Annotated in this window: 19 protein-coding genes, 1 pseudogene and 1 riboswitch; of the genes and pseudogenes, 15 read left to right on the forward strand and 5 right to left on the reverse strand. The window is 44.6% G+C overall.

Annotation, left to right across the window (positions count from 1 at the left end; translation table 11 throughout):
* Together ACL9RM_RS14855 and ACL9RM_RS14860 are read right to left on the reverse strand one after the other, a co-directional pair.
* Nucleotides 1-248, reverse strand: a pseudogene (locus ACL9RM_RS14855) (IS3 family transposase); the annotation flags it as partial.
* On the reverse strand, nt 203-517 hold the full coding sequence (locus ACL9RM_RS14860) for a helix-turn-helix domain-containing protein (protein WP_250266834.1): 315 nt from the start codon (nt 515-517) through the stop codon (nt 203-205). The pseudogene ACL9RM_RS14855 and the gene ACL9RM_RS14860, both read right to left, overlap by 46 nt.
* 256 nt (nt 518-773) lie before the next feature.
* Here ACL9RM_RS14860 and ACL9RM_RS14865 point away from each other — a divergent pair, with 256 nt between their 5' ends.
* The 7 genes from ACL9RM_RS14865 to ACL9RM_RS14895 all read left to right on the forward strand — a co-directional run bounded on the left by ACL9RM_RS14865 (nt 774) and on the right by ACL9RM_RS14895 (nt 7,462).
* Nucleotides 774-2,327, forward strand: coding sequence for an ABC-F family ATP-binding cassette domain-containing protein (locus tag ACL9RM_RS14865; RefSeq protein ID WP_023988981.1), 1,554 nt, complete (start codon nt 774-776; stop codon nt 2,325-2,327).
* A gap of 93 nt (nt 2,328-2,420) precedes the next feature.
* Nucleotides 2,421-2,529: riboswitch (TPP riboswitch) on the forward strand.
* 265 nt (nt 2,530-2,794) lie between these two features.
* On the forward strand, nt 2,795-3,388 hold the full coding sequence (locus tag ACL9RM_RS14870) for a thiamine phosphate synthase (protein WP_250268503.1): 594 nt from the start codon (nt 2,795-2,797) through the stop codon (nt 3,386-3,388).
* 64 nt (nt 3,389-3,452) lie between these two features.
* Entirely contained in the window at nt 3,453-4,601 is a 1,149-nt protein-coding gene (gene thiO, locus ACL9RM_RS14875; RefSeq protein WP_250268502.1) for a glycine oxidase ThiO, read from the forward strand.
* Entirely contained in the window at nt 4,598-4,801 is a 204-nt protein-coding gene (gene thiS / locus ACL9RM_RS14880; protein WP_061831499.1) for a sulfur carrier protein ThiS, read from the forward strand. Before thiO ends, thiS begins: the two co-directional genes overlap by 4 nt.
* Before the next feature lie 2 nt (nt 4,802-4,803).
* A complete protein-coding gene (locus tag ACL9RM_RS14885) occupies nt 4,804-5,571 on the forward strand; it encodes a thiazole synthase (RefSeq protein WP_250261205.1) in 768 nt (255 codons plus the stop codon).
* Nucleotides 5,568-6,629, forward strand: a complete 1,062-nt coding sequence (locus ACL9RM_RS14890; RefSeq protein ID WP_250268501.1) for a ThiF family adenylyltransferase — start codon at nt 5,568-5,570, stop codon at nt 6,627-6,629. The genes ACL9RM_RS14885 and ACL9RM_RS14890 overlap by 4 nt, the downstream gene beginning before the upstream one ends.
* 140 nt (nt 6,630-6,769) lie before the next feature.
* A complete protein-coding gene (locus ACL9RM_RS14895; RefSeq protein ID WP_250268500.1) occupies nt 6,770-7,462 on the forward strand; it encodes a response regulator transcription factor in 693 nt (230 codons plus the stop codon).
* A 66-nt stretch (nt 7,463-7,528) separates the two neighbouring features.
* On the opposite strand, the gene ACL9RM_RS14900 is transcribed toward ACL9RM_RS14895, so the two are convergent.
* Together ACL9RM_RS14900 and ACL9RM_RS14905 are read right to left on the reverse strand one after the other, a co-directional pair.
* Nucleotides 7,529-8,026: a C40 family peptidase gene (locus ACL9RM_RS14900; protein WP_069011717.1), complete on the reverse strand. Its 498-nt coding sequence runs from the start codon at nt 8,024-8,026 to the stop codon at nt 7,529-7,531.
* 280 nt (nt 8,027-8,306) lie between these two features.
* Nucleotides 8,307-8,948: a thiamine diphosphokinase gene (locus ACL9RM_RS14905; protein ID WP_165177014.1), complete on the reverse strand. Its 642-nt coding sequence runs from the start codon at nt 8,946-8,948 to the stop codon at nt 8,307-8,309.
* A 149-nt stretch (nt 8,949-9,097) separates the two neighbouring features.
* Here ACL9RM_RS14905 and ACL9RM_RS14910 point away from each other — a divergent pair, with 149 nt between their 5' ends.
* Nucleotides 9,098-9,562 (forward strand): low molecular weight protein-tyrosine-phosphatase, encoded by a 465-nt coding sequence (locus ACL9RM_RS14910; protein ID WP_029517442.1) that lies wholly within the window; start codon nt 9,098-9,100, stop codon nt 9,560-9,562.
* 139 nt (nt 9,563-9,701) lie between these two features.
* Here the strand turns inward: ACL9RM_RS14910 and ACL9RM_RS14915 are convergent, their stop codons facing one another.
* Complete coding sequence (locus ACL9RM_RS14915) at nt 9,702-10,436, reverse strand: alpha/beta hydrolase (protein WP_250268499.1); 735 nt, start codon at nt 10,434-10,436, stop codon at nt 9,702-9,704.
* A gap of 255 nt (nt 10,437-10,691) precedes the next feature.
* Between ACL9RM_RS14915 and pdhA the strand changes: the two genes are divergently transcribed.
* From pdhA to ACL9RM_RS14950, 7 genes are all read left to right on the forward strand, one after another.
* On the forward strand, nt 10,692-11,759 hold the full coding sequence (pdhA, locus tag ACL9RM_RS14920) for a pyruvate dehydrogenase (acetyl-transferring) E1 component subunit alpha (protein WP_013310511.1): 1,068 nt from the start codon (nt 10,692-10,694) through the stop codon (nt 11,757-11,759).
* Between the two features lie 100 nt (nt 11,760-11,859).
* Nucleotides 11,860-12,840 carry an alpha-ketoacid dehydrogenase subunit beta gene (locus tag ACL9RM_RS14925; RefSeq protein ID WP_039271308.1) on the forward strand — a complete coding sequence of 327 codons (981 nt, stop codon included), beginning with the start codon at nt 11,860-11,862 and terminating at the stop codon, nt 12,838-12,840.
* A 34-nt stretch (nt 12,841-12,874) separates the two neighbouring features.
* Entirely contained in the window at nt 12,875-14,488 is a 1,614-nt protein-coding gene (locus tag ACL9RM_RS14930) for a 2-oxo acid dehydrogenase subunit E2 (protein ID WP_165177008.1), read from the forward strand.
* A gap of 3 nt (nt 14,489-14,491) precedes the next feature.
* The gene (gene lpdA / locus ACL9RM_RS14935; RefSeq protein WP_061831492.1) at nt 14,492-15,913 is read left to right on the forward strand and encodes a dihydrolipoyl dehydrogenase; all 1,422 of its coding nucleotides are present in this window, start codon (nt 14,492-14,494) and stop codon (nt 15,911-15,913) included.
* A gap of 254 nt (nt 15,914-16,167) precedes the next feature.
* Nucleotides 16,168-16,962 (forward strand): thymidylate synthase, encoded by a 795-nt coding sequence (thyA, locus tag ACL9RM_RS14940; RefSeq protein WP_013310507.1) that lies wholly within the window; start codon nt 16,168-16,170, stop codon nt 16,960-16,962.
* A 17-nt stretch (nt 16,963-16,979) separates the two neighbouring features.
* On the forward strand, nt 16,980-17,468 hold the full coding sequence (locus ACL9RM_RS14945; RefSeq protein WP_250268498.1) for a dihydrofolate reductase: 489 nt from the start codon (nt 16,980-16,982) through the stop codon (nt 17,466-17,468).
* A 236-nt stretch (nt 17,469-17,704) separates the two neighbouring features.
* Nucleotides 17,705-19,192: a glutamate synthase subunit beta gene (locus ACL9RM_RS14950; RefSeq protein WP_061831490.1), complete on the forward strand. Its 1,488-nt coding sequence runs from the start codon at nt 17,705-17,707 to the stop codon at nt 19,190-19,192.
* Nucleotides 19,193-19,651 lie beyond the last annotated feature (459 nt).

Raw genomic sequence — 19,651 nt, forward strand, 5'->3', positions numbered from 1 at the left:
TGATCGTGCTGCAAAAATAGTTGAATTTGGCGATAGCCGTAGACTCCGTTATACTGCTCATACACTTTCTTCACAAGAGCTTTCGCGTCCTGATCCCGATCAGTTCCTCTCCGTTTTAAGAAGGAGTAATATCCACTTCTAGAGACCTTAAACAGCTTACAGAGTTCGCTAACTGGATACTCTTTAGCGGCCTTCTCAATCGTTACATACTTGTGCTCCTCATCTCCTGCATCCAGATTTCCAAACACTTTTTTAGCATATCATTTTCCCGTTTTAACTTTTGGACGTACCTGTCCTGGTCCATATATTCCTTCCGTCGTCCTCGCTGGTCCATCAGTCCGAATTCACCGAGCTGCTTGTATTTGCGCATCCATTCTTTTAATCGATGTCGATCTGCGATCCCAAACTTCTCCATGAGCCTACGATATGTCCAACCTTCTTTGATATGGAGCCGTATGGCCTCTACCTTGGTTTCAAACGTATATTCGTTAAACTTTGTTCCTTTTTTCGCTGGCATAAAAAATGCACCCCCTAGATTTCATCGGATAAACCAGGGGTTTATTCCAATGTCCATTCTAAGGGGTGCACTTCACCCTCATGGGTGGTTTTTGTTTTTTTAGGCAGATCCATACCAAAAAACCTTAAAATTCACTGTTTTCAATATTCCGATATGGTTGTAGAATGTGCTACAATAAAGCTTTGAAAGAAACGAAATGCATATGAAATAAGAACAGTCGGCAGCGCCGATGACAATAAGGAGCCAAAAACAGCTTATGAGTTTATTGACTGTAGAAAATGTATCCCACAACTTTGGGGACCGCGCATTATTTAAAAATGTTTCCTTTCGATTGCTTGCGGGGGAACGTGTAGGTTTGGTAGGAGCTAACGGTGTTGGTAAATCGACACTCATGAACATTCTCACTGGAAAATTGCTTAAGGATGAGGGTAAAGTGGAATGGACTCCACGTGTACGTTACGGTTATCTGGATCAGCACACCAAGCTGACACCGGGCAAAACGGTACGTGATGTATTAAAAGACGCTTTTCTTCCTTTGTTGGAATTGGAAAAGGAAATGATGCAGATTACTGACAAAATGGGGGATGCTTCTCCTGAAGAGTTGGAAGTGTTGCTGGAACAGATGGGTGAAATTCAGGAGCAACTGGATATGGGGGATTTTTACCTCATTGATGTGAAGGTTGAAGAAATGGCGAATGGACTAGGTCTGTCGGCCATAGGACTGGATCGGGATGTATCTGCACTTAGCGGCGGGCAACGAACAAAAGTGCTTCTTGCCAAGTTGCTGTTGGAAAAGCCGAATGTCCTGCTGTTGGATGAGCCTACCAACTATTTGGATGTAGAGCATATTGAATGGCTTACGCGCTATTTGAAGGATTATCCCTATGCTTTTATTCTTATTTCACATGATACTGAATTTATGAATCAGGTCGTTAATGTTATTTACCATCTTGAGTTTGCCAAGATGACCCGTTATTCAGCTAACTATGAAAAGTTTCTTGAAATGGCGGATCTGAACAAAGCTCAGCATATTGATGCTTATGAGAAGCAACAGGACTTTATTAAGAAACAGGAAGATTTTATTCAGCGTAATAAAGCGCGTGCTTCTACCTCAGGCCGAGCAAAGAGCCGTGAAAAGCAGCTTGATCGGATCGAACGTATTGATAAGCCTGAAGAAGCCGCAAAACCAACCTTTCAATTCAAAGAGGCACGTGCAAGCGGAAAGACGGTATTTGAGGGTATTGATTTTGAGATTGGTTATACACATGCCCTTTTGCCTAAGATGTCCATGACGATTGAACGTGGCGAAAAAATTGCAATTGTCGGCTACAACGGTGTCGGTAAATCGACATTGCTCAAAACCATATTGGGAAAAATTCCGCCAATCAGTGGAAAAACCTATCAAGGTGATTTTTTGCAGCCCGCTTATTTTGAGCAGGAAGTAAAGGCAGAGAAAATTACACCGATTGACGATGTGTGGAATGAATTTCCGCATTTGAACCAGCATGAAGTACGAGCGCATTTGGCGCGCTGCGGTTTGAAAAATGAGCATATCACACGTCCGCTATCTGCGCTTAGTGGTGGAGAACAGGCTAAAGTCCGTCTCTGCAAACTGTTAATGCGTGAAAGCAACTGGGTATTGTTCGATGAGCCTACCAACCACTTGGATGTTAAAGCAAAGGATGAGCTGAAACGTGCCTTGAAGGAATACAAAGGGACCGTATTGCTTGTATCTCACGAACCGGACTTTTACGAGGATTGGGTAACCAAAACGTGGAATGTGGAAGAGTGGTCAAGTAAAGTTAACTAAAATCAGTTAAATCCAGTTCTGCATATTTCACACGAAGTGGGGTTTGCAGAATTAGGAAAATATGCTAAGCTATCTTTAGCTTATACAATAAAATAGTCACACTAGGGGAGCCGCCCATGCGGCTGAGACGGAATAAATGGATTTCGGACCCTTTGCACCTGATCTGGGTTATGCCAGCGTAGGGAAGTGAGCGCCGTACAAACAAGGCAACACCATCTTTATTTTGTTTGTGCGTGGGACGATACACGTATACGGATATCATGGTCCGTTCGATTATTGGACGTTCGTTAAACCACTTCCTTGGGGAAGTGGTTTTTTTTGCGTTTCGTTCATTTTAAGTTGTTCGAGCTTCCGTAGACGGATTCACATACAATCCCCTTTCATTACTGCTGGTAGACGTGGCTGCTAAGCTTAGATCCTTTAATCCAATGTGAGGTGAAGACAAAATCGAATTACACGCAATTTCGATGGAAAAGGGCACTTTTGCACAAGCCGCCCGAGTGGCTGCTATGATTTGTCCGTATGTTCATTATGTACACGCACGTTTAAAACAGAATGGTGCCTCTGCCTTGCTTTCTTTGACTCGCAGCATGGTGGAGCAGGAAGTTCCTTTGCAACAAATTGTAGTAAATGATCGTGTGGATGTAGCTTTACTTACTTTGGTTGGAGCCGTCCAGCTACCAGCTAATGGATTACCTGTTGTGGATGTGAAAAGCCTACTTTCAAAGAGTATACGCTGTGGAGTGTCTGTGCATTCCTTGGAGGAGGCGCAGACTGCCGAGCAGGCAGGAGCAGACTATGTACTTTATGGTCACGTATATGAGACCCATTGTAAGCCTGGTATTGTACCGCGGGGTTTAGCTCAGCTTGAACATATTTGCAGGCTGTTGAACATTCCGGTGATCGCGCTGGGCGGCATACAACCGCACCATATCCCGGAGCTTTATATGGCCGGAGCAAGCGGAATTGCGGTGATGTCTGGTATATGGGAGGCTGAGTCGCCCGTTGCAGCTGCGATGGAATATAGGCGAATGGCAGATCTTGTAGTTCACAGCCTGTAGCGAGAAAACGAGAGTAGAGGCAAGCTGAAAGCAGAATGGTTTATGGAGAGGAGACACGGAACAAATGCTAAAGATACACACAGAGGCAAGAGCGATAGGACATGCTGAATGCTTGGTCATAGGTGGAGGTGTCATCGGCAGTTCCATTGCTTATCATGTGGCCAAGGAGGGAAGAAGTACGATCATGCTGGAACGATTGATCCCAGGTGAGGGAGCCTCAGGAGCAGCAGTTGGAATGCTGGCAGCGGAAAGTGAAGAGTTCACCGACTCTGAGCTGGCACGATTTGCTCGCAGAAGTCGAGATGCATTCCCTGAGCTTGTCTGTGATCTGGAGCGTTTGTCGGGTATTTCGGTGGAATTCCGTACAGAAGGATTTGTGACCCCTTTCCGTACGGAAACCGAAGGCCAAAAACGCTGGAAAGCTGCTAAAACGCGAGAGAATGATTGTCCTATCTGGTGGGATGCGAGGGAATTGGCCCGACGAATTCCAGGTTTGGATGAACAAGCGATCGGAGCAATATATCGTTCAAAGGAGACACAAGTGGCTCCTGTCCAGCTTTGTCGTGCTTATGCAGGTGCTGCTGCGGTGCTGGGAGCAACGGTATGGTCTGGTACACGGGCAGAGCAACTGGTCATACAAGATGGTCGAGTTTGCGGTGTCCGAACAGATAGCGGCTTTTTTTCCTGCGATCAGGTCATTATTGCTGGAGGCTTGGATAGCATGAAATTACTGGCGCAGGTTGGGTTTGAATATCCACTTTATCCGGTCAAGGGCGAAGCGGTAGCGGTCTCCTTGAAGGATCACCCATTAGAATACACCATTTATGCTGATGATATTTACCTCGTGCCTAAACAGAATAACGAGCTTTGGATTGGGGCAACGAGCCTTCCGCATCAATATGACGAAGAAGTGACCGTAGGAGGCTTGGAGGGGTTGCTGGCACATGCCTCTGCTTGGCTGCCGCGCGTCCGTGAAGCTTCTTTTATACGCGCTTGGGCGGGCTTACGTCCGCAGGCTGCATCAGGCCATCCTTTTATAGGTACTGTTCCTGGGGTCGAGGGCGTATATGCTGCAGTCGGGCATTATCGCAACGGTGTCCTGCTGAGTGATGCTACCGGGCGTGCGATGGCAGCTATGCTTAATGGAGCTGGTGCAGCAGAACTTGGGATAAGTAGTTTTTCTTCTGAGCTCCTCAAGGAGAAAAGCTTATGAAGCTGACGATTAACGGCCAGAGCATGACCTTTTCTAATCGAATCACTCATGTGAATCAATTGCTACATGAGCTTGATGTAAAGGTGAAAACCGTAGTGGTGGAGCTGAACCGGCATATATTGAGCCGTGAAGATCATGATGAAGCGGTACTGAAGGATGGAGATTGCCTAGAGATTGTACATTTTGTGGGAGGCGGTTGATTATGTTAACCATTGGAAAAGCATCTTTTACCTCGAGGTTGCTGTTGGGAACAGGAAAATTCTCTGATCTGGATATCCAATCCCAAGCCGTAGAGGCTGCTGAGACGGAAATATTGACGTTTGCTGTACGGAGATTGAACTTGGAGGAACGGGATAAGCAGCATTTTCTCGATATGCTGGATTTGAGCCGGTATACACTTCTTCCCAACACAGCAGGGGCTACAACTGCAGAGGAGGCGATTCGTATTGCCAAATTGGCAAAAGCCTCCGGCCTGTGCGATATGATTAAGGTGGAAGTCATTGGGGATAGCAAGACACTGCTCCCTGACCCTTTTGAAACGTTGAAAGCTAGTGATAAGCTGTTGGAAGAAGGCTTTATCGTGCTGCCCTACATATCGGACGATGTGATTCTAGCAAAGAGGCTACAAGAGCTTGGAGTACACGCCGTTATGCCTGGAGCTTCACCGATTGGTACAGGACATGGTTTGCTCAATCCGTTTTCTTTAGGGCTAATTATTGAACAGGCGGAGGTTCCGGTTATTGTCGATGCGGGTATTCGCTCACCCGGTGACGCGGCAATGGCGATGCAGTTAGGGGCAGATGCTGTTTTGTTGAACACAGCCGTATCAGGAGCGAAGGACCCAGTAAAAATGGCCGAGGCCATGAAACTGGCTGTTCGTGCTGGAAGGTATGGTTTTGAGGCGGGGATGATTCCTGTAAAACGTTACGCTTCAGCAAGCAGTCCGACAGAAGGTATGGTTCAGGTATGAAGGTAACTGACAAATCCGGTGCAGGAGAAACACATCCAAGTGACCGTTATTCCAGACAGGAAAGATTCGCGCCCTTTGGACCGACAGGACAACGCCGGCTTGCTTCTTCCCACGTACTAATCATAGGTGCCGGAGCGTTAGGTACAGGTATTGCGGAAACGCTCGTTCGCGGGGGCGTAGGTACAGTGAGCCTCGTAGACCGGGATTATGTGGAATGGAGCAATTTGCAGCGCCAGCAGCTTTTTCAGGAAAGTGATGCTGCGCAAAGATATCCCAAAGCAGTAGCTGCTCAGCGAAGATTAAAGGATATTAATTCGGAAACGGTTATACATGGACATGTACTGGATGTTGGGGTGGAAGAGCTGGAAGAGTTGATCCAGGGGGTAGATCTCATGATGGATGCAACCGATAATTTCGATACCCGACTTCTTATGAACGACATGGCACTCAAGCATCGGATACCTTGGATTTATGGGGGATGTGTGGGCAGCTATGGTGTAACCTATACCATCTTACCGGGTCAAACGCCTTGTCTTCACTGTCTGCTGGGAACTGTACCGTTTGGTGGAGAAACCTGTGATACCGCCGGGATTATTCCGCAGGCCGTACAGATGGTCACGGCTAACCAAACTACGGAAGCTTTCAAACTTCTTGGTGGATATCCAGAAGATTTGAGAGGAAAGCTGCTTTCGTTTGATTTGTGGAAAAATGAGTATGTAGCAATAGTGGTAGATAGCGTTAAAAAGGAGAACTGTCCTTCTTGCGGCAGCCAACCGACGTATCCCTATTTGTCGGCCTCTCATCGGCAGAAGACAGATGTTTTGTGCGGTAGGGATACCGTTCAAATTAGACCAGCAAACCCAACACATCTGAATCTTGCAGAAACAGCAGATAGATTTGCTTCTTTGGGAGAAGGAAAAGTAGAGCGGAATCCGTTTTTGGTTTCCTTTAGTACAAGCGAGCATCGCTTGGTTGTTTTTGCAGATGGCAGAGCGTTGATTCATGGGACAAAGGACGTGGCAAAAGCAAGAAGTCTGTATCATCGCTATTTGGGTTAAACTATAAAAGCAGAAAGCCATTCTTTGGAGAATGATTTTCTGCTTTTTTGTTACAATAATATTAATATGCTTTAATGGCTTATAACAAACTTGTTCGTATCCAATATGTAATGCTATGTCCAAACCAGGTGGGTGAAAAGATGAGCCCGTTAATTTTACTTGTGGATGTAAATGAAGCGTCTCCCGTATTTGTTCATCCATTGGAGCAGGCAGGTTATCAGGTGGTTCATGTTAGCAATACGACAGATGCAAGCTCTTATGTAGCCCATAATCCTGTGGATTTGTTACTACTCAATATAGAAGATGAACCGACGGATTCACATGGCTTGCTTCGCACATTGCAGCAATACCATCCTCATGTCCCGCTATTTGTTATGACTTCATCAGATGAGGAGGACCATATTGTTTCCTGCTTTGAACAAGGAGCACATGACGTGATCGTTCTGCCCTTTTATCCTAGAGTTTTTCAGGCTAGAGTGGCTAATTTATTGCGGATTTTTGGTATTGAACGCGATGTGAAAAGGGCAATCGAGGCGGGTGATTTACATATAGATAATGCAAGCAGAATGGTGAGCAGAGGGGGGCAAAAGCTGGAATTAACTCCGAAAGAATTTGATCTTTTGCTTCATCTGGCGATACATCTTAACCAAGTTTGTAGCAGACAGCAAATTCTGAAGGATGTTTGGAAACATGATTATATCGTTGATACGAACGTAGTAGACGTCTATATCAGACATTTGAGGGTTAAAGTAGATAAAGGATATAAGTTTAAAATGATCCGTACGGAACGTGGGATTGGCTATTCACTCAGAACACCAACCGTATCAGAATAGCATAAGGCATATAAAAAAAGCCGGAACTTTTCGTCCCGGCTCGCATATTTCATAATGAGTTTCAAACTACAGCACGCGGCGTGCTTTAATGTATGTTCTTTTCCAGTTGCCAGAGTTCAAATCGGAGATAGTCACGCCAGGTCCGCCGTAAGTGTGTAGAATTTTACCCCCGCCCATATAGACTGCTACGTGGGTAATGTTCCGTCCTGTAGCACGACTACCGCTTGAAAAGAACACTAAGTCACCTTTTTTCAAATTGGACTTGGATACGGCATGTCCAACTTTGGACTGTTGAACAGAAGTACGCGGCAAATTCACTCCGTATTTCTTGAATATGTGCTTCATGAAAGAAGAACAGTCAAAATTGCGCGTCGTGCTTGTGGAAGCTCCAAACTTATAGGGAGTGCCCATATATTTTTCGCCGTAGTTAATTACTTTTTGGCCAACAGAAGTAGTAGTGGCAGCCTGTGCCGTATTTGTTCCCTCAATTGCAAAAGTACCAAAGCCGATAGTGGCTGCGACCCCTGCGATAATTACCTTTTTTATGATTTTCTGCATATTCATGTTGTAAGTACCTCCAGAAATTGATTTGTGCAATATTTTGCTGAGTTGCTAACTAACTGACAGCGTTGAGTATAACAGTTTTGAAGCCGCCTAATAGTTGGAAAAGAACTCTCAAATGCTTGAGGGACAAGACTTACACAGTGATTATTAAAAAACGATTAAAAATTACAATTTGTTAAAAATATATCGATTCATAGATCTCTACAAACGGAAAAACCCTTATGAATCAAGGGTTTTGAGTGAAAAAACAATTTAAAGAATGGTTACAACAATGTCATAATTAATCCTTGCTTTGAATAACGAGTAGTAGACCGCTTTTGATGGAAATCGTACCTTTTGGAGCCGTTAGCTTATTACTGACAGCACGTGATTGTCCCATTTTGAGGGTGGCATTATGTAGCGGATACATAAATCCTTCCAGTTGTATGCCTGTTACTTCGGCAGTCATAGGAAGCAGCGATGTATATGTATAACCCATAGGCTGGATCTCAAGCGTTGATCCGGTGAGCTCAATATAATTATGTGCGTCCATAATAGCGCAGCTAATATGATGCTGCATTGCGCGTACCAATATTTGAACATTAGCCAATGTGTGGTCCATCCGGGTGCCAGTCACACCAAGCAGCAGTACATGATCTGCCTGTTCGTCCATAGCGATTTCCAAAGCAAGCTCAGTATCTGTTAAGTCTTTAAGTACTGGATCGCACGCAATCATACGTTGGCTTGCTGATTCTACCTTTTCTTTTTCCTCTAGTGTGATCGAATCAAAATCTCCTACAGAGATATGTGGTGTAATACCGTGCTCGATCAGGAAAAGAGCACCTTTATCTGCACCTATAATAAAATCATCGGGTTGTATTTGATGTAAATCTTCTTCATTAAGACGACCACCTGAAAATACAATCGCTCGTTTTTTTGTCATAATCAACATCCCTTCTTTCTGATACGATCCTTTATATACCATCGTTTTTAAGTATACCGCGTTAAATATGGCTTGCACAATTTTGGAGGACATGGCTACAATGAAACAGAAAAAAAGGAAGTGTAACGTGTAATAGGAAGGAGAACGAAATGATTAACGTTTTGTTTGTGTGTTTGGGCAATATTTGCCGCTCTCCGATGGGGGAGGCAATACTGAGACATAAAGCGCAGGAACGGGGATTGGGCGCAGAAATCGGGGTGGACTCGGCCGGGACAGGCGACTGGCACATCGGAAATCCCCCGCATGAGGGAACACTAAAGCAACTTAAACTGCATGGAATCAGCGAACAAGGCATACAGGCGCGGCAAATAACGGGCCGTGATTTTGACGCGTTTGATTATATTGTGTGCATGGATGACTCTAATGAACGAAACATGCGAAAGATTGCAGGTGGAGCGGAGGCTGATATTCTAAAATTTATGGATTTGCTTCCTCAAGAAAAATTAAGAGAAGTACCCGACCCATATTTTACAGGGAATTTTGAAGAGACCTATCGATTAATGGACGCAGGGTGCGACGCCTTGCTGGACAAGATCGTAGAAGAAAAGCTATAATGTGAACGACAGATGACGGCAATAATTGCCGTTTTCCGTTATACTTTTTTGAAAGCGCAACCAAATTGCATTAAAAAATGAGGAAGGAGCTTAATGACCTAGTAGGTCAATGCTCCATTCCCTATAGAAGAATTTTTACTCAGGCGCGATCCAAAAAATACATTAGCGCGTCAGGCAACTCGTTTTGCCAAAAGCCCCACAGATGTTTGCCATCCTTTTCACGGTAAGAAACTTCAGCGTTCCGTTCGCGCAGCAAATCTGCACATTGACGGTTAAGCTCTACAAAGTTGTAAATGCCAGTATCACTCTCAAATGCATCTTCCTGAAGGCCAACCGTCATCCACACCCGCAAATGAGACAGATCTTTCTCACGGGCGATGATTTCCTGCGAAGCTTCATAGTAAGCACCTGAGAGGCTGATAATGCGGTTGAACAGCTGAGGATACATCAAAGCCAAATGCAGAGACACACTGCCTCCCAGTGAATCCCCCGCCAAAATGCGGGACGCTGCATCTTTTCTTATAGGATACTTTTGCTCCACATAGGGAATAATCTCTTCTGCAAAACAGGCGATATACGCCTCAAAACGATTGCCAAAGGGAGCGTACTCCTGAGTTCTGATTTTGGTATTCACTTCCACACCTACAATAATGAAGGGTTCGACGCCCTCATCTAGAATGAGGCGGTTGGCGTGAGTTGCAATGCGGCCAAAATTGAAAAATTCTTCTCCGTCCTGACAGTATACGACCGGGTAGCTCAATATTTCATTATAGCCGGGCGGCAAATATATCCGGAGAGTTCTGGTCTCGCTAAGAAAGCGGCTGTTTACTTCGTCTTTAAGGATGGTTCGTTTTAAATACCGAGAATCCGTCATTTTTCGTCACCTTTCTTGGGTATTATTTTGCATTCGGGATCACAATAAGTTAAGATTACCCTGATTGCAATAGATGTTTAAAATTTCAATCATGTACTAAGCTGTTATAGTAAAAAACATACCCTGTTACACACACAAAAATGTGGTAAACTCAAAAAAAATAACTAAATCTTTGACGCGAGCGATATAACAGGTGTATAATAATCCTATAACAGCGGAACTTGATATTCAAATTTTTTTGTTGAGGTGAAGAAAATGAGCAAGGTTCCTTATGAAGTTTACACAGAGGAAGTTGAGGCGCTGTCCGTACTTTCTCCGGATGGTGAAATTATCAATAAAGATATGTTGCCTAAACTTACAGATGATCAATTGAAAGAAATTATGTATCGAATGGTATTTACACGTACTTGGGATGACCGTGCCGTTAACTTAGGTCGTCAAGGACGTCTCGGTTTCTACGCTCCGGTATCCGGACAAGAAGCAACCATGATTGGTAGCGAATATGCGCTCCAAAAAGAAGACTTTATTGCTCCAGGCTACCGCGATATTCCGCAAATCGTTTGGCATGGCCTGCCATTATACCAAGCTTTCTTGTATTCCCGTGGTCATCAACACGGCGGCCAAGTGCCGGACGGTGTTAATGTACTGATGCCGCAAATCATCATTGGCGCGCAAATTTTGCATGCTATGGGTATTGCTATGGGTTACAAACTGAAAAAGCAAAAACAAGTCGCCATTACATATACAGGTGACGGCGGTTCTTCCGAAGGTGATTTCTACGAAGGCCTGAACTATGCTGGTGTATACAAGTTGCCAGTTATTTTCTTTGTGCAAAACAATGGTTACGCGATCACGACTCCATTTTCAAAACAAACGGCTGCTCTTTCGATTGCTCATAAAGCAGTAGCTGCTGGTATTAAAGGCGTGAAAATTGATGGCATGGACGTGCTTGCAGTTATTAAAGCCGTTCAAGAAGCTGCAGAGCGTGGACGTAATGGTGAAGGTGCTACTTTGATTGAAGCCGTAACGTACCGTTTCCGTCCGCATTCCCTTTCTGATGATGCAACAAAATATCGTTCTAAAGAAGAAGAGGGCGAATGGAATGCGAAAGATCCAATTGCCCGCTTTGCGAAATACCTTGAGAAAAAAGGTCTTTGGACTGAAGAAGATACAGCTCGCGTAAAAGAAGAAGCTAAGGCAAAAGTGAACGAAGAGATCAAAAAAGCCGAGAAAACAGAGAAAATGACAATTCCTGGGCTGATCGATAGCATGTTCGAAACAACGCCTAAGCACTTGGAAGAACAAAAAGCTGATTTTAAATAATTGAACTTGAAAGAGACCGGGCGGTAACCCGATCCGGTCTGCTTTTCGATTGACCTGAACTGAAATTGATCTGTCAATGTTTAAGGAGGAAATGAAGCAAATGGCACAAATGAACATGAAAGAAGCGATTCGTGACGCACTGCGCGTAGAGTTGAAACGCGACCCTAACGTCCTGCTTTTCGGTGAAGACGTAGGTCATGTAGGTGGCGTATTCCGCGCTACAGAAGGTCTGCAAAAAGAATTTGGCGAAGAACGTGTATTCGATACTCCGCTGGCGGAATCCGCAATCGGGGGTCTTGCTGTGGGTCTGGGTATCCAAGGCTTCCGCCCTGTAGCTGAAATCCAGTTCGTAGGCTTTATCTTTGAAGCACTCGATCAAATGGCAATTCAAGCATCCCGTATGCGCTACCGTTCCGGTGGACGTTACAATTCTCCAATCGTATTCCGTACACCTTTTGGTGGCGGTGTTAAGGCAGCCGAGCTGCATACAGATTCCTTGGAAGGTCTTCTGGCTCAAACACCTGGTATCAAGGTTGTTGTTCCTTCCAACCCTTACGATGCAAAAGGTCTTATGATCGCGTCTATTCGCGACAATGATCCAGTATTTTTCATGGAGCATTTGAACTTGTATCATGCATTCCGCGCTGAAGTTCCTGAGAATGATTACACAGTTGAACTGGGCAAAGCTAACGTAGTTCGTGAAGGTTCCGATGTGACGATCATTACTTACGGTATGATGGTGCACACTTCGGTTAAAGCTGCTGATGAGCTGGAAAAAACAAAAGGTATCAAAGTGGAAATCATTGATTTGCGTACCATTAGTCCGATTGACATTGATACCGTTGTTGCTTCTATTCAAAAAACCAACCGTGCTATCGTGGTTCAAGAAGCGCAAAAGAGCTCCGGTGTAGCTGCTGAAGTTATTGCACAAATTAACGAAAAAGCAATCCTGCATCTGGAAGCACCTGTTCTGCGTGTAGCAGGCCCGGATACCGTTTATCCTTTTGCTCAAATTGAAGATACTTGGTTGCCAACCCCAACACGTATCATTGATGCGGTTAATAAAGTATTGGAATTTTAATTAAAGCACACCGTAAATTTGGGAGGTTTTAAACGTGGCTAAATTTGAATATAAATTCCCGGAGCTAGGTGAAGGTCTTCACGAAGGCGAAATCATCAAGATGCACATCAAGCCCGGCGACAAAGTAACAGATGAAGATATCATCATGGAAGTACAAAACGATAAGGCTGTAGTTGAAGTTCCTTGTCCGGTTAATGGTACAGTACAAGAAGTATTTGCCAAAGACGGTGACATCTTTAACGTAGGTCAAGTCGTAGCTGTAATTGATGCAGAAGGTGAACTTCCTGAACAAGAAGAAGCACCAGAAGCACCAGCTGCTAGCCCTGAGCCAAGTGCTGCTGCACAAAGCGGAGCTGCAGGTACAGCTAGATTTGAATATAAATTCCCAGAGCTGGGTGAAGGTCTTCACGAAGGCGAAATCATCAAGATGCACATCAAGCCTGGCGACAAAGTAACAGATGAAGATATCATCATGGAAGTACAAAACGATAAGGCTGTAGTTGAAGTTCCTTGTCCGGTCAATGGCACAGTACAAGAGGTATTTGCCAAAGACGGCGACATCTTTAACGTAGGTCAAGTCGTAGCTGTAATCGCTGCAGAGGGTGAACTTCCTGAACAAGAAGAAGCACCAGCTGCTGCTAAACAAGAACAGGATGCTGCACAAGGCGGAGCTAACACTAAACCAGCTGCAACTCCTGCTGCTTCTAACAAAGATGTACTAGCTACACCTAGCGTCCGCAAATTTGCTCGTGAGCAAGGTGTAAACATCGCTCAAGTGAGTGGCTCCGGCAAAAATGGTAAAATCACCAAAGAAGATGTAGAAGCTTTCAAAAATGGTGGAGGCCAAGCGGCTGCACCAGTAGCGAAAGAAGCTGCAAAAGCACAAGAGCCTGCTAAGAAAGAAGCGAAAGCTGCGGCAGCATCCGCACCAGCAGCAGATCCACGTGCTGAGGAAGAGCGCGTACCATTTAAAGGTATCCGCAAGGCTATTTCCAATGCTATGGTTAAATCGGCTTATACGGCTCCGCACGTTACGATTATGGATGAAGTAGATGTAACTGAACTGGTTGCTTTCCGTACTCGTATCAAACCAATTGCTGAGAAGAAAGGCACAAAAGTAACATACCTGCCATTCATCGTAAAAGCTTTGGTTGCTGCTTCCCGTCAATTCCCGGCTCTGAATGCCACAATCGACGAAGAAGCAAACGAAATTGTCTACAAAAAATACTACAACATCGGTATCGCTACAGATACAGACAACGGCTTGATCGTTCCTGTTATCAAAGATGCTGATCGTAAGAGTATCTGGATGATTGCTGATTCCATTCGTGATCTGGCTGTGCGCGGTCGTGATGGAAAATTGGCTGCGAACGAAATGAGAGGAAGTACAATTTCCATCACTAACATCGGTTCTGCAGGCGGTATGTTCTTTACTCCAATCATTAACTTCCCTGAAGTTGCGATTTTGGGTACTGGCCGCATCAGTGAAAAAGCAGTCGTGAAAAACGGTGAAATTGTAGCCGCTCCAGTAATGGCTCTTTCCTTGAGCTTTGACCACCGTATTATTGACGGTGCAACTGCTCAAAACTTCATGAACTATATCAAACAGCTGCTCGCTAACCCTGAGCTGCTTGTTATGGAGGTGTAATCAATGGTAGTAGGAGACGCTTCTCTGGATATTGACACATTGGTTATCGGTGCGGGTCCTGGCGGCTATGTAGCTGCCATCCGTGCCGCACAATTGGGACAAAGCGTATTGATCGTTGACAAATCTGAGCTGGGCGGTGTCTGTCTGAACCGTGGATGTATTCCATCCAAAGCTTTGATCTCTGCAGCTCACCAATACGAAGCAGCTAAACATGGCGAGTCCTTCGGTATTACGGCTGAAAATGTAAAAGTGGACTTCGCTAAAACACAAGAATTCAAAAACGGTGTTGTTAAAAAAATGACAGGCGGCGTAAGCGGCTTGCTCAAAGGCAACAAAGTTGAAGTTTTCAATGGCGAGTGCATGTTCATCAACGAAAACGAAGCGCGTGTATTCAACGAACATGAATCACCACGTTACCGTTTTAAAAATGCAATTATCGCAACAGGTTCCCGTCCAATCGAACTGAAACCATTCCCATTTGGCGGACGCATTCTGTCTTCTACAGAAGCATTGAACCTGCCTGAAATTCCAAAAAGCCTGATCGTAATCGGTGGTGGATACATTGGTGCAGAGCTTGGACAAATGTACTCCAAATTCGGTTCCAAAGTAACGATCATTGAAGGTATGGATACAGTGCTTCCTGGTTTCGACAAAGATATGACTTCGATCGTTGCGAAAAGCATGAAGAAAACTGGCATCGAAATCTTCACTGGCGCTAAAGCGGAAAGTGCAGAGCAAACAGATAAAGACGTAACGGTGAAATTCTCCGTTAACGGCGAAAGCAAAGAAGTAACTGCTGATTATCTGCTTGTAACTGTTGGACGTCGTCCAAACACAGACGGTGAACTGGGTCTGGATCTGATCGGCGTAGAACTGGATGAGCGCGGAATGGTGAAAGTTGATCACCAAGGACGTACTAGCATTCCTCACATCTTTGCAATCGGCGATATCGTAGCTGGTCTTGCTCTGGCACACAAAGCTTCTTACGAAGGTAAAGTGGCTGCTGAAGCAATCGCAGGCGAGCCGTCTGTAGTAGATTACAAATGTATGCCAGCTGTCGTTTTCACAGATCCAGAATGCTCCAGCGTAGGCTACACAGAGACAGAAGCCAAAGAAAAAGGCTACAATGTCAAAGTTGGCAAGTTCTCTTATGGAGCAAACGGTCGTGCGGTTTCCCTGAACGCTGCTGAAGGTTTTGTGAAAATCGTAGCTGACGCTGACACAGGTCTGGTACTGGGTACGCAAATCGTAGGTCTGGAAGCTTCCAACCTTATTGCTGAGCTGGGTCTGGCGATTGAAATGGGTGCTACACTCGAAGATATCTCCTTGACTATTCATGCTCACCCTACATTGGGCGAAATCGTTATGGAAGCAGCGGAAGTCGTGCTGGGTCATCCGATCCATGCATTGGCACCACGTCGCTAATACCATTTTTCATTATCTCGTTTTTGGTTTTCATACATGACAAAGAGAGGCAAGGAGCGCTATATCTGCGCTCTTTGTCTCTTTTTTTTCAAACTTTAGGATTTTCAGGACTACTATGAAAATTCACACAGTACATGGTCAACGAAGTACCGTACATGATAAACTAAATATAGATATTGGTGCAGAAAAAGAATTTTAAAGATTAGAATCTGGCGATGCCAGGTTTTTATTCATGCTCAAAGGAGAGGAATAACGTGCGCAACTATTTGGAACTGCTGGAGGATATTTTAGAGAATGGAGTAAAAAAAGAGGATCGTACAGGAACGGGGACGCTATCTGTTTTCGGAAGACAACTCCGTTTTGATCTGGCCAAGGGCTTTCCCTTGGTGACCACCAAAAGAGTTCATTTGAAATCCGTTATTCATGAGCTGTTATGGTTTTTGCGGGGAGATACCAACATTTCTTATCTCAAGGAGAACGGAGTTACCATTTGGGATGAGTGGGCGGACGAGCAGGGGAATCTGGGGCCTGTATATGGATCGCAATGGCGCTCGTGGGAAACAACAGACGGGCAACATATTGATCAAATTGCGAATGTCATAGAGGCTATTAAAAACAATCCGGACTCACGTCGACACATCGTCAGTGCTTGGAATGTGGCAGAAATCGAATCCATGAAGTTGCCGCCATGTCACTTTGTATTTCAGTTCTATGTAGCTGGAGGAAAGCTTTCCTGTATGCTAACAATGCGTTCTGTGGATACCTTTCTAGGGCTGCCGTTCAATATCGCGAGTTATGCATTGCTTACGCATATGGTTGCACAGCAGTGTGGTTTGGAGCCCGGCGAATTTATTTGGTCAGGTGGCGATGTGCATATTTATTCAAATCATATGCAACAAGTGCATACACAGCTGGAACGTGATCCTTATCCGTTGCCTCAGTTAAAAATTCTGCGCAAACCGGATTCGATCTTTGATTATACCTATGACGATTTTGCTTTTGAAAATTACGAGTATCATCCAGGGATTAAGGCGCCTGTCGCCATCTGATTAGGGGAGGTGGAAAAATGGGCATTTCAATGATATGGGCTATGGCACAAAATGGTGTGATTGGCCGGGATAACAAACTTCCCTGGCGCCTTCCCAGAGACATGGCCTTTTTCAAAGAGCAGACGATTAATAAAACGGTACTCATGGGGCGCAAGACGTGGGAATCCTTTGGAGGAAAAAGCCTGCCAAACCGACGTAACGTCGTCTTGACTCGAGATCAGCGCTATCAGGTGGAAGGTGCGGAAGTGATTCATTCACTGGAAGAAGGGCTCCAATTAGCAAAGCAGGAGGAGCTAATGGTCATTGGAGGAGCAGAAATTTATGCACTGTTTTGGCCACATGCCGATCGGCTGATTGTGACTCGGATTGAGGAGACTTTTGAAGGCGACACAACGTTCCCCGAGCTGGATTGGAACGGTTGGAATATAGTTAGTGAGACTCCGGGTATCAAGGATGACAGAAATCCATATGAGTACCGTTTTGTTGTTTACGAGAAAACGGAATAAGAATAGACTGTAGCCGACCCCACTCATTTGAAAAATTAATAAACCATATAAAAAATCCTTTTGGTGTTGATGCAAAAAGTTGCATAAGTTTTCATTACTTTTACGCTGTATTGTGATACAATAAATCAAATTCAACGAGAACAGACCCTTTCATAATACAACAGACAAATTCGAATTTGACTTAAATTCTGAATGGATGATCGGGGTTCATAAGCGAAGAGATGGGGGAACGTAACATGTCTACACCAACTGGATTTATGGAATACACACGACAGCTTCCTACAGACCGGGACCCGGCAGAGCGTATAAAGGATTGGGAAGAATTCCATAAGCATATGTCTGAAGAAGAGCTGCGTACCCAAGGGGCGCGTTGTATGGACTGCGGAACTCCTTATTGTCATACGGGGATGGATATCATGGGAGCAACTTTAGGCTGCCCGGTTCATAATCTCATTCCGGAATGGAACAATCTCGTATATCGTGGTTTGTGGAAGGAAGCGCTAGAGCGGCTGCACAAAACGAATAACTTCCCGGAATTTACAGGTCGTGTCTGTCCTGCGCCATGTGAAGGTTCGTGTACAGTCGGTCTGATCGGACAGTCTGTTACAATTAAAACCATTGAGGAAGCTATTATCGAAAAGGGTTTTGAGGAAGGCTGGGTTGTCCCTAATCCGCCAGAAAAGCGTACAGGCAAACGAGTGGCTGTTGTCGGTTCGGGTCCGGCAGGTTTGGCTGCAGCTGCACAGCTTAACAAAGCAGGGCACAGCGTGACTGTGTATGAGCGTGCAGATCGTGTGGGTGGATTATTGATGTATGGCATACCGTCCATGAAATTGGATAAAAAGGTTGTTCAGCGGCGTGTGGACTTGCTGGAGGCTGAAGGTATTCAATTCATCACAAATACGGAAATCGGTAAAGATATCCCTACCGATCAGTTAATTGCTGAATATGATGCTGTTGTCCTATGCGGTGGTTCTACGAAGCCAAGAGAATTCAATATTGAAGGTAGCGATTTGAAGGGTGTTCATTATGCGATGGATTATCTGAATGGTACCATCAAAAGTTACTTGGACTCCAATCTGGAAGATGGCAACTATTTGTCTTCCCAAGGTAAGGACGTTATTGTAATCGGTGGCGGTGATACGGGTTCGGACTGTGTAGCTACTTCTTTGCGTCATGGTTGTCGGAGTGTCACTCAATTTGGCACACACACCAAAGCGCCTATGGAGCGTGACCCGATTGCCAATCCTTGGCCACAATTTCCAAATGTGTATTCTCTCGATTATGCACAGGAAGAAGCTAAGGCGTTGTTCGGAGAAGATCCACGTGAGTTCTCCATCATGACGACCAAATTTGTAGGTGATGAGAACGGTAATCTGAAAGAGCTGCACACCATTCAAATTCAACGGATTGTTGATGAAACAGGGCGCAAAATCTATCAACCGATTCCAGGTACGGAGCGCGTATTCCCTGCACAAATCGCTCTTATTGCCATTGGATTTGATGGTCCTGAGCAAACGATTGTAGAGCAAATCGGTTTGGAGACGGATCGTCGTTCCAACGTTAAAGCACGTTATGGAAAATATGTTACTAATGTGGATAAGGTTTTTGCTGCAGGTGATATGCGTCGCGGACAAAGTCTTGTCGTGTGGGCTATTAATGAAGGTCGAGAAGCTGCACGAGAAGTTGATAAATACCTCATGGGCGCTACCGTTTTGGTGTAATTATAAATTTCATGTTACGGATCAGTCAAAGCTCCATCTTCGGATGGGGCTTTATTGTATTTCAAGCTGAGTCTGCCAGAAGCGAAAAATGAATAATTGATTATTGAGCTGTGAAACATTGTGAAATATATGTTATATAATATAACTTAAATTTAATCGTATCACCATATATTTCTTATCTAAATTGATCATAACATAAAAAGGGGTGTTTAGTGTAGATTTTTTTATAGAAAAAAGGATTATTTCACAAGAAAATTAGATAAAAGCCGATTTTTGTGTAATATAAATTAACATATACATAACTTTTGTTGACTGTATAAAATCATGACCTGAGAGAACCATGGTATCTATGGTATAATACACGTATATTGTTGAAGCGTTTGACTAAATGAATTTACAAAGGAGCTTTCGTCGGGAGAAGGCTCCTTTTGCATGAGGCCGGGATACCTGTGTTTTCAT

The sequence above is a fragment of the Paenibacillus sp. S29 genome (genome assembly GCF_049319765.1).
Classification (GTDB): domain Bacteria; phylum Bacillota; class Bacilli; order Paenibacillales; family Paenibacillaceae; genus Paenibacillus; species Paenibacillus polymyxa_B.

Bases quoted from the DNA above. Each gene is read 5' to 3' on its own strand.
- ACL9RM_RS14860 (WP_250266834.1), bottom strand. From the start codon at position 517: ATGCCAGCGAAAAAAGGAACAAAGTTTAACGAATATACGTTTGAAACC.
- ACL9RM_RS14865 (WP_023988981.1), top strand. From the start codon at position 774: ATGAGTTTATTGACTGTAGAAAATGTATCCCACAACTTTGGGGACCGC.
- ACL9RM_RS14870 (WP_250268503.1), top strand. From the start codon at position 2,795: ATGGAAAAGGGCACTTTTGCACAAGCCGCCCGAGTGGCTGCTATGATT.
- thiO (WP_250268502.1), top strand. From the start codon at position 3,453: ATGCTAAAGATACACACAGAGGCAAGAGCGATAGGACATGCTGAATGC.
- thiS (WP_061831499.1), top strand. From the start codon at position 4,598: ATGAAGCTGACGATTAACGGCCAGAGCATGACCTTTTCTAATCGAATC.
- ACL9RM_RS14885 (WP_250261205.1), top strand. From the start codon at position 4,804: ATGTTAACCATTGGAAAAGCATCTTTTACCTCGAGGTTGCTGTTGGGA.
- ACL9RM_RS14890 (WP_250268501.1), top strand. From the start codon at position 5,568: ATGAAGGTAACTGACAAATCCGGTGCAGGAGAAACACATCCAAGTGAC.
- ACL9RM_RS14895 (WP_250268500.1), top strand. From the start codon at position 6,770: ATGAGCCCGTTAATTTTACTTGTGGATGTAAATGAAGCGTCTCCCGTA.
- ACL9RM_RS14900 (WP_069011717.1), bottom strand. From the start codon at position 8,026: ATGAATATGCAGAAAATCATAAAAAAGGTAATTATCGCAGGGGTCGCA.
- ACL9RM_RS14905 (WP_165177014.1), bottom strand. From the start codon at position 8,948: ATGACAAAAAAACGAGCGATTGTATTTTCAGGTGGTCGTCTTAATGAA.
- ACL9RM_RS14910 (WP_029517442.1), top strand. From the start codon at position 9,098: ATGATTAACGTTTTGTTTGTGTGTTTGGGCAATATTTGCCGCTCTCCG.
- ACL9RM_RS14915 (WP_250268499.1), bottom strand. From the start codon at position 10,436: ATGACGGATTCTCGGTATTTAAAACGAACCATCCTTAAAGACGAAGTA.
- pdhA (WP_013310511.1), top strand. From the start codon at position 10,692: ATGAGCAAGGTTCCTTATGAAGTTTACACAGAGGAAGTTGAGGCGCTG.
- ACL9RM_RS14925 (WP_039271308.1), top strand. From the start codon at position 11,860: ATGGCACAAATGAACATGAAAGAAGCGATTCGTGACGCACTGCGCGTA.
- lpdA (WP_061831492.1), top strand. From the start codon at position 14,492: ATGGTAGTAGGAGACGCTTCTCTGGATATTGACACATTGGTTATCGGT.
- ACL9RM_RS14945 (WP_250268498.1), top strand. From the start codon at position 16,980: ATGGGCATTTCAATGATATGGGCTATGGCACAAAATGGTGTGATTGGC.
- ACL9RM_RS14950 (WP_061831490.1), top strand. From the start codon at position 17,705: ATGTCTACACCAACTGGATTTATGGAATACACACGACAGCTTCCTACA.